The sequence below is a fragment of the Bradyrhizobium sp. SHOUNA76 genome (genome assembly GCF_023006445.1).
In the GTDB taxonomy this organism is placed as follows: domain Bacteria; phylum Pseudomonadota; class Alphaproteobacteria; order Rhizobiales; family Xanthobacteraceae; genus Bradyrhizobium.
This window is the reverse complement of record NZ_JALBHA010000306.1, coordinates 1-7922: the sequence shown is the minus strand read 5'-3', so window position 1 is coordinate 7922 and position 7922 is coordinate 1. Positions and strand designations below refer to the sequence as shown.

The window sequence follows — 7922 nt, the reverse complement described above, 5'->3', positions numbered from 1 at the left end:
GGCCTGCGGGCGGCTCGTCTGCGGCACGCGAGGTGGCGACCGCCAGGTTCGCGGCGATGACTATGCCAAGGATCAATGCTCCGATCGCACGCATGACGCCCTCCTTGCGCGCCGCTAGCGCGCCAGCACGATAGAGACCTGGATCTGGCCGCGCGTGCGCAACACCTCCAGCGCCACGTCGTCGCCGTGGCGGCTGACGCGAAGATCGACGCTGGACTCGCCCAGGCGCAGGTCGCGCAGGATCACCTCGTGGAGGAATGTCGGCAGATGCGGGTTGCGCAGACGAATTTCGCCGCGCACCACGTCGAATTCGAGGCCGAGGGCCGCTTCCAGCAGTGTGAACGGCGTCGCGCTGGCCCAGGCCTGCGGCGCACAGGCGACCGGATAGAGCGTCGGGCCGCGCCGCTTTTCGCGCCGGAAGCCGCAGAACAATTCGGGCAACCGGCGCAGGTCCATGTAGGTCGCCGCGTCGAACAGTCCCTTGAAGACATGCGCCACCGAGTGCTTGAGGCCGTAGCGCGCAAGCCCGAGCGCGATCAGCGCGTTGTCGTGCGGCCAGATCGACCCGTCATGATAGGACATCGGGTTGTAACGGACCTCGCCTTGCGCGACGGTGCGGATGCCCCAGCCCGAGAAGAAATGCGGCCGCATCAGATCGGCTGCGACAAGGCGGGCGCGGTCCTCGCGGATCATGCCGCTGAACAGGACCTGACCGGCGTTCGAGGTCCGCACTTTGCACGGCTGCTTCTTGCCGTCGAGGGCGAGCGCATAGGTGCCGAGCTCCTCGCACCAGAACGCCGTCTCGAAGCGCTCGGCCAGCGCCCTGGCCTCGGCCTCGAGCTTGCGCGCACGGTCCGGATTGCCGAGCCGCAAGGCGCAACGCGCGGCGAGCTGCTTGGCGGCGTAGACGTAGCCCTGGACTTCGGCGAGTGCGATATTGCCTTCCGCGAGCTGGCCGTCGGCGTGGAAGATCGCGTCATACGAATCCTTCCAGCCCTGGTTGGCCAGGCCCTTTTCGGTCGCGCGCTGGTATTCGACGAAGCCGTCCTGGTCGGGATCGCCGGGGCCGTCGATCCAGGCCAGACCCGCCTCGATTGCCGGCCAAAGCTCGATCAACGTGGCCTCGTCCCCGGTGCGTTCGAAATAGCTTCCGGCGAGCAGGATGAACAGCGCGGTCGAATCCACGCTGCCGTAATATTGTGAGAACGGCACCTCGCCCAACGCCGCCATCTCGCCGCCGCGCATTTCGTGCAGGATCTTGCCGGGCGCGGCATCGGCGTGCGGATCGATCGCCTTGGCCTGGAAATGCGCAAGCCGGCGCAAGACGCCCTTGGCGACGCGCGGATCGACCCACAGCATCTGGAGCGCAGTGATCAGGCCGTCGCGGCCGAACGTCGTCGAGTACCAGGGAATGCCGGCATAGGGATAACGTCCCTGCGGCGTCTCCGTCATCAGCATGTTGAGGTCGGCCATCGCCTGGCACAGCACCTCGTTGAAGATGTTGTTGGAGGTCTCGATGCTGGCGGCGCCTATCGTGGACTGGCGCATCTCGCGGCGATGGGCGAGCAAGCCCCTGAAGAAGCGCGCAGGCTTCTCTGCGATCGGCCGGTTGCAGGACACGGCGACAAACAGCGATGCCGATTCATGCGGATCCAGTTCGAGCTGCCAGGTCGCGGCATTGACCGACAGCCGCGTCGGACGCGGGTCGAAATGCAGCGCCGTGGTGCGCTCGGTGTCATCGAGACCGCGATATTCGAACAGCACGTCGGTCGGCCCGAGCAATTTGCTCGTGCCGGTCCCGCGGCGCGGCCGGCGCTCGCCGCGGACCTCGAACAGATCGGCAAAATCGTTATCGAACAGCAGCGTCAACTCGAAGCTGGCGCGCGCGTCGCCATGGTTCTGTACGCCGATGCGCTGATAGGCGGTGCCGCGCCACAGGAAGATCGTGCGCACGATGTGCAGCAGGTCCTTCTGAAACACCAGGCGGCCCTGACGGTAGATATCCGGATTGGTCAGATCGACGGTCAGCGCCGAATTGTCGTCGCGCAAATTGGAACCGAGCAGCAGCGGCTGGAGATCGTCGAGCACGAGCTCCAGCCGCGCCAGATAGCGCGTGTCGTAGTGAAACAGTCCGTCCGGCCCGCCGGCGGAGGCGCCGATGTCGCCATGGCTGTCGAGCACGATGAACATGTCGTCGTGCTTGAGGGACCGCCGCGGTCGTGCCGCGGGCCCAGTCATCGGGATGTAGAACGTCTGCTCCGCGACGGCGTCCACCGTCTGCGATACGGAGATGATCTGGGTTACGGCTTCGGCTGCCATGAGCTGCTCCCCTGCGCCTTGTTTCGAAACGCAACCAACGCGAACGCGACTGTTGGATTTACGCCGCGAACTTCGCGAGCCGGCTCATCTCCTGCGTCACCAATTCCCGATAGGGGCCGTGGCCTTGCATCAGGCGGTCCGGCGCGCCGTCCTCGATGATCTTACCATTCTTCAGCACCACCACACGGTCGAAATTGCGCAGCGTCGCGAGGCGATGCGCGATCGCGATCACGGTGCGGCCGCGCATCAGGCGCGACAGCGCCTCGCGGATGGCCTCCTCCGATTCGCTGTCGAGCGCCGCGGTGGCCTCGTCCAGCAGCAGGATCGGCGCGTCCTTCAGGAAGGCGCGCGCGATCGCGATGCGCTGGCGCTGGCCGCCCGACATCTTGACGCCGCGGTCACCGACCATGGTGTCGAGACCATCCGGCATGCTCTCGACGAAATCGCAGCGCGCGGCGATCGCGGCGCGCAGTACCTCGTCGTCGGTCGCGTTCGGGCGGCCGTAGCGAATGTTCTCGCGGATCGACCGGTGGAACAAGGAGATGTCCTGCGGCACGACGGAGATCGCCTCGCGCAGGCTCAGCTGCGTGACCTTCGAGATGTCCTGTCCATCAATGGTGATGCTGCCCTCGTCGGTATCGTAAAAGCGCTGCAGCAGCGTGAACAGCGTCGATTTGCCGCCGCCGGACTGGCCGACCAGGCCGACGCGCTGACCGGGTTGCAAGCGCAGGCTGAAGCGCTCGAAGATCTTCTCGCCGCCGGGATAGCCGAAGGTGACATTGTTGTACGCGATCGCCGCGCCGCTCTTCACCAGCGGCTCCGCCTCGGGGTGATCGCGCAATTCGTGCGGCACCAGCAGCGTCGCGATCGCTTCGGTCAGACGTGCGACGTGCTGGGTGACGTCGACCAGCGCCACCGCGAGATCGCGCGTGGCGCTCAGGATGGAGATGCCAAGCGTACAGACCAGCACGACGTCGCCGGTGGTCGCTTCGCCCTTCTGCCAGAGCGTGACGGCCCAGGCCATCAGCGCGATCGTCAAAAGCACGGTCACAGCGGCATGCAACAACCGCAGCTTTTCCAGATAACGCAGGCTGCGGCTTCGTGCGGTCAGCTCCCGGTTCACGGTCGCATCGAACCGCTCGTGCTCGTGGCCGATGCCGCAGAAGGCCCGCACCAGCGGCATGTTACTGATGACGTCGATCATCTCGCCGTCGACCACGGCGGCCTTGTCGGCGAAGTCGTCATGCAGCGGCTTGCCCGCGGCGGCGAGATGGAACATCGCAACCACCATGCCGCCGGCAATCACGATCAGGCCAAGCGCCATGTAAGGGCTGACGGTTCCAATCAGGGCGATTGCCGCAATTGTGGCAATGCAGGGCGGCAACACATTCCAGACGAACATGTTCTCGACCGTGAACACCGCGTTCGACGTCGCCGTGATGCGGCTCGTCAGCATGCCTGGCATCCGGTCGGAGAAGTAGCTCGGCGCGTGCCCGGTCAGATGACGAAATATGTCACGGCGTAAATCACCCGTGACACGAACGAAGGTGAAGCTCGCCGTCCAGCTCGCGATCCGCCACAGGAAGTTGTCGGCGGTGATCAGCGACATGAGTAAAATGAATGCCAGCCATACGTTCCCGCCATGCGATGGTCCCGCGGAGAGGCTGTCGACCAGCGACTTGACGCCGTACTGCGTGCCTACGGAGCAGGCAACGGCTGCCACGACGGCGGTCAGGATCACCAGATGCGACGCGAGACGACGCCGGAGATAGCGCAAGACAAAGGCGAATGGCCTGCGCGCGTATCCAGAAAGCTGATCCATATGGCTATCGCCCCGTTATGCTGATTTTCGTTTTGTTACTGATCGACTTGAACATCGACCTCCTCGCTCGGTTCCCGAGCCGGGCGATCACGACATGCGGATGCGGACGATCTGAGAAGATGTAGTGGCAGCATCGAGACGGCCCGCGGACGTGTCGAATATGTAACGTTCGCAGGAAGGAACTTCGCAACTGCGGGAACGTTCCCTTGTCTGGCATGCCGGTGCCGTACTGGCGGGGGTTCAACTTCATGATCGCAGAGGAGATGGTGAGATGCGCATCGCGCAGGTAGCTCCGTTGACGGAGGCTGTTCCACCCAAGCTGTATGGCGGCACCGAGCGGGTGGTGCATTGGTTGACGGAAGAGTTGGTGGCCCTTGGGCACGATGTGACTTTGTTCGCCAGCGGCGATTCGCAGACGTCAGGCAAGCTGGACGCGCTGTGGCCCCGGGCGCTCCGTCTCGACGGTTCCGTGCGCGACCCTAATGCGCTGCATATGGTTCTGCTGGAGCGGGTGCGGCAGAAATGTGACGACGAGGAGTTCGACTTCCTCCACTTCCATCTCGACTACTATCCCTGGTCGCTGTTCCACCGGCAGCCGACGCCGTTCCTGACCACGCTGCACGGCCGGCTCGACCTGCCGGAGCATCAGCCGGTCTTCAACACCTTCTCGAAGATGCCGGTGATCTCGATCTCCAATGCGCAGCGGCGGCCGGTGCCGCAGGCGAATTGGGTGACGACGATTCATCACGGTCTTCCGGAGAACCTGCTGACGCCGAGGCCGGCGAAACAGGAATATCTCGCCGTGCTCGGCCGCATCGCGCCCGAGAAGGGGGTCGACCGCGCCATCAAGATCGCGACCCATTGCGGCATTCCGCTGAAGATCGCAGCCAAAGTCGATCGTGCCGATCAGGATTACTACGACGAGCTGATCCGGCCCATGATCGAGAACAATCCGCTGGTGGAGTTTATCGGCGAGATCAGCGATCACGAGAAGTCGGATTTCCTGAGCGGCGCGCTCGGACTTCTGCTGCCGATCGATTGGCCGGAGCCGTTTGGCCTCGTGATGATCGAAGCCATGGCGTGCGGGACGCCGGTCGTCGCCTTCAACCGCGGCTCGGTGCCGGAGATCATCGACGAGGGCCTCACCGGCTTCATCGTCGAGGACGTCATCAGTGCCGCGGGGGTGGTGAACCGCCTTCCCCAACTCGATCGCGCCGCGATCCGCAAGCAGTTCGAGGCGCGTTTCACGGCGCGGCGCATGGCGCTGGACTATCTCGCGGCCTACCGCAGCCTCGCCGAGAAACAGGCGCCGCGGATCAAGCTGGTGAGCAGCGCGGAGTAAGGGCATCTCTCGTGTCCCGGACGCGCTGCAACGCTCCTGGCGTTGCGGCGCAGAGCCGGGACCCACGCGGCCGGCTGTACTCTCGGAAACATGGGCCCCGGCTCAGCAGCGCATTGCTGAAGAAGCGCTGCGCTGCGTCCGGGGCACGACCCCCTACTTCACCACCGCCCGTTTCGGCTCCACGATCTCGAACATTCTCGGAAATTCGTCCATCAGGCCCATCAGCTCGGCGAGCTTCATCGGGTTGCCTGACAACTTGACCTTGCCCGCGGCGACGGCTTCCGGAAAGCTCGTCAGCTTGGCGATCACCTCGTCGAGCGTGGAGCGCGCCAGCGTGAAGCCGGCATCGGCGCCTTCCGCCTGCACGTCCTCTGTGTAAGTGAGCGCGCAGTTCTCCAGGTTGAGCACGAAGGTCTCGCCTGTGTCCGAGAAGCTCCAGTTCAAGACGATGTGCTTGCCTTCCGCCTTCGGGCCGTTGAGACGGATACCCAGCACGTCCCAGAGCTGGGAGGTGCGCAGCGCGGCCAGCGTCTCGCGCGGCATCGGCGGGCGCGCCGGCACCTTTGGCATGCCCTGCCGCAACTCCTGCGCGCCGAACAGATAGGCGTTGCGCCAGGTCGCGCTTTCAGCGGCGTAGCCGAGTTGCTCCAGTGTATCGGCAAGCAACGCGCGCGCGGGCTGGTTGTCAGGCTCGGCGAAGACGAGGTGGCCGAGCGCCTGCGCGACGAAGCGGAATTCACCCTTGTCGAAATCGCTGCGCGCCCGTGCGAGGATCGCATTCGCGCCGCCCATATACTCGACGTACTTCTTGCCTGACTCCACCGGCGGCAGCGGATCGAGATTGACCGGATTGGCGTCGTACCAGCCGAGATATTTCTGATAGATCGCTTTCACATTGTGCCGGATGTGGCCGTAATAGCCGCGGCCGTGCCAGGCGCCTTCCAGGCTCCTCGGCGGCTCGATCGTCTCGGCGATCTCGGCCGCGGTGAGGCCGTGGTTCATCAGGCGGATGGTCTGGTCATGCGCGAATTTGTAGAGGTCGCGCTGCTGCCGGATCATGGTGCCGATGCGCTCAGCTCCCCACACCGGCCAGTGATGCTGGCCGCACATCGCCTCGGCCTTGCCGTCCCAGAGCTGCAGGGCCTCGTTCAGGTATTTCGACCAGGCCAGCGCGTCGCGCACGTCGGCGCCGCGGAACGGCAGCAGATTGTGGAAATTGTGCGTGCAGTTCTCGGCGAGGTTCAACAGCTTGTAGCGCGGGATGAAGAAGTGCATCTCCGCCGGCGCTTCGCTGTTCGGCGCCATCTGGAATTCGAATTCGACGCCGTCGATCACGCGCCTGTCGCCGGTCGCCATGATCAGGTCGGTCGGCCGCAGCAGCGCGACCGATCCGGCCGCCATCGACTTGCCGAGCCCGCAATCGACCTGCCCCCGCGTCCCCTTGGCGAGCAGCGGCCCGAACTGGTACTGCGCCCGGCGCAGCATCGCCGGTCCCGCGATGATGTTCTCGGAGACCGCGTGCTCCATGAACAGGTTCGGCGCGATGATGGGCACGCTGGCAGTGGCCAGCGCATCCTCCTCCAGCACGCCGCGCGCGCCGCCCCAATGGTCGGTGTGGGTGTGCGTAAAGATGACCGCCGCGACGGGCTTCGAACCTCGATGACTGAAATAGAGCTCGAGCGCGGCGCGCGCGCCCTCGATCGAGGTCAGGGTGTCCACCACGATGACGCCCCGGTCGCCCTCGATCAGCGTCATGTTGGCGATGTCGAGCCCGCGCACCTGGTAGACGCCGGGCACGACCTCGAACAGGCCATGATGCATGTTGAGCCGCGACTGCCGCCACAGGCTCGGATTGACCGTGGGCGGCGCCTGCTCGTCGGAGAGAAAGCCGTAGGGCTTCAGGCTCCAGACCGTCCGCCCCTGCGGATTGGCGATCTCTGCGTTCTCGATCGTGCCGAGGAAGCCACGGGCGGCATCGTCGAAATCCCGCCTGTCGGAAAACGGCAGCGCGTCCAGCATCGCCTTCTGCTGCGCGATGACGGAGGGCGTTGCGTCCTTCGGCTCGCTGATGGGTTCGGTCATGTTGGCATCCTCCCGCCCTGTTGCGCGGCATCTAACCGCATCCCGCGGTCGATTGCCATCGCCGGCGGAGGCGCGAGGACAGTGGATTCTTCTTCGTTTTTCCCCTTGTGGAGAAGGTGGCACCGAATGTGCGCGCTTATGCGGCCGCGAGCTGCTCGAACTGGCGCTTCAGCGTGACCTGGCTGATCGAGGCGTTGAAGCTCAGCCGCACCATCTCGAAACTCGCGACCACATCCATCAGAATGAGGAGCCAGAGGCCGACGTGGCGCAGATCCGGCTGCATGAAGGTCGCGATCGCGGCGGGCGCGGCGATCGCGACGAGATCGAGCAGCGCCGCGAAGGGACGCAGCGCGAGCC

At 65.0% G+C, this 7922-nt stretch carries 4 protein-coding genes and 1 pseudogene; 1 reads left to right on the top strand and 4 read right to left on the bottom strand.

Annotation, left to right across the window (positions count from 1 at the left end; genetic code table 11):
- Positions 1-114: 114 nt before the first annotated feature.
- Both MOV74_RS25345 and MOV74_RS25340 read right to left on the bottom strand, forming a co-directional pair.
- Positions 115-2319, bottom strand: a complete 2205-nt coding sequence (locus tag MOV74_RS25345) for an amylo-alpha-1,6-glucosidase (RefSeq protein ID WP_246928908.1) — start codon at positions 2317-2319, stop codon at positions 115-117.
- Between the two features lie 58 nt (positions 2320-2377).
- Positions 2378-4141, bottom strand: a complete 1764-nt coding sequence (locus MOV74_RS25340) for an ABC transporter ATP-binding protein (protein WP_246928906.1) — start codon at positions 4139-4141, stop codon at positions 2378-2380.
- A 271-nt stretch (positions 4142-4412) separates the two neighbouring features.
- Between MOV74_RS25340 and MOV74_RS25335 the strand changes: the two genes are divergently transcribed.
- A complete protein-coding gene (locus tag MOV74_RS25335; protein WP_246928904.1) occupies positions 4413-5483 on the top strand; it encodes a glycosyltransferase family 4 protein in 1071 nt (356 codons plus the stop codon).
- Between the two features lie 153 nt (positions 5484-5636).
- Here MOV74_RS25335 and MOV74_RS25330 read toward each other — a convergent pair whose 3' ends face one another.
- Positions 5637-7565: an alkyl/aryl-sulfatase gene (locus tag MOV74_RS25330; RefSeq protein ID WP_246928902.1), complete on the bottom strand. Its 1929-nt coding sequence runs from the start codon at positions 7563-7565 to the stop codon at positions 5637-5639.
- A 136-nt stretch (positions 7566-7701) separates the two neighbouring features.
- Positions 7702-7922: pseudogene (locus MOV74_RS25325) on the bottom strand (GGDEF domain-containing protein); the annotation flags it as partial.

What these genes read in the sequence shown, in the direction of transcription:
- MOV74_RS25335 (WP_246928904.1), top strand. Translation starts at nt 4,413, where the DNA reads ATGCGCATCGCGCAGGTAGCTCCGTTGACGGAGGCTGTTCCACCCAAG.
- MOV74_RS25330 (WP_246928902.1), bottom strand. Translation starts at nt 7,565, where the DNA reads ATGACCGAACCCATCAGCGAGCCGAAGGACGCAACGCCCTCCGTCATC.
- MOV74_RS25340 (WP_246928906.1), bottom strand. Translation starts at nt 4,141, where the DNA reads ATGGATCAGCTTTCTGGATACGCGCGCAGGCCATTCGCCTTTGTCTTG.
- MOV74_RS25345 (WP_246928908.1), bottom strand. Translation starts at nt 2,319, where the DNA reads ATGGCAGCCGAAGCCGTAACCCAGATCATCTCCGTATCGCAGACGGTG.